Origin of the sequence: Bacteroides sp. AM54-2NS (genome assembly GCF_003602935.1) — a bacterium.
Classification (GTDB): Bacteria; Bacteroidota; Bacteroidia; order Bacteroidales; family Bacteroidaceae; genus Bacteroides; species Bacteroides xylanisolvens.
Genome location: NZ_QTMZ01000125.1, coordinates 1 through 1,318 on the forward strand (window position 1 = coordinate 1; position 1,318 = coordinate 1,318).

Annotated in this window: 1 protein-coding gene; it reads right to left on the reverse strand. The window is 38.3% G+C overall.

What is annotated here, in order from left to right:
- Positions 1–35: 35 nt before the first annotated feature.
- Positions 36–1,109, reverse strand: coding sequence for an IS110 family transposase (locus tag DXA05_RS26080; protein WP_118407748.1), 1,074 nt, complete (start codon positions 1,107–1,109; stop codon positions 36–38).
- Between the last annotated feature and the right edge of the window lie 209 nt (positions 1,110–1,318).

A 1,318-nucleotide genomic window follows, 5' to 3' on the forward strand; every position in this document is an offset into this window, starting at 1 on the left:
GTATTCTATGCTAATATCCTAATCTCTTATTCCGTTTAACAATAAATTAACTTCTCGTTCTTTTTCCTTTCTATAACTTCTCGTTCTTCATAATATTTGTATGTATTTTGATCATATGGTACTTTCTTCCTGACTAATGCCACTATGATTCTTATGAGTTTGTTCTTGACATTATTTAAAGCCACTTGAGGCTTCTTTCCCTTACTAATCAGTCTTTGATAGTAATCTCTAATTTCGGGATTATATATTTTGGCTATATGAGCTGCTTGTCCTAATAATGATTTAATAAGTTTATTGGCGAAATGGCTTGTATGAGCAGGTGTATTTACACTCGTTCCGGATTGTTTACCAAAGGGGGCAACTCCATAATAGCATGCAATCTTTCTTGGGTCATATCCGAATTTTTTGAAGTTGTTTGTGTAGACCAACATACAGGTTGCGTTTTGCCTGGCTACGCCTTTTATTGAGGTTATAATAGCATAATTTTCTTTCAGTTCCTCATTCGCCTCTATTATGCTATCAATGGCCTTATCGCATTCGGCAATTGTTTTGTTTATCTCCGCAATAAGGTGTTTGCTCTTGCGGTTGATGAAGGATATTGCTTTTGACTTGTTTGATTGTGATTTGTCCTCTTTTCGTAATTCCATTGCCACTCTTTGCCCAACTAGCTTATGCCTATAGAGGAAAATCTCCCTTAGTTGCGCAAGGGATTCATTCAATGGTTCAAAGGGTACAACCTTGTCCTGTTGCCTCCATGCGTATTCAGCAATGATTGCTGAGTCCGCCTTATCGTTTTTCACACGCTGGATACCACTGCTATGTTTTATGGCGTAAGCGTTCTCAATCCATATGTCATAGCCTTTTCCGTAAAGCCATTTGCTCAGTCCTATACTACATGAACCTGTGTCTTCTCCACAGAATAGCCATTCCTCAGCAATTGTATTCCAAGCGTTTGTTTTAACCCAATTACATAACTTGCGGTAGCCCGTAGTGTTATTTGGGAAACACCCATACTCACGGGAGCCTATTTCGTTCATTCCACATGCGAGAATTATCGTCGCGTCAAGTTTCTCCTTTGAAAAATCAATTCCAATAAATAATTTTTTCATATTTTTGCTGTACTTTTCTAAGACTGGTAAAAGCTGTTTGAACTCTAAACTCTAAATAGGCTCGCAACCTTGATATTCTATCGGAGCTTTGCAGCTTGGCGGAGAGAGGCCGTTACGTGGCTAGCCTCAAGTGCTTTCTCTTTTATGGTGTCCTCTTCCCGCCTATCAGTCTTTATCTTAATACAACAAAGATAATAAGACTGATATTT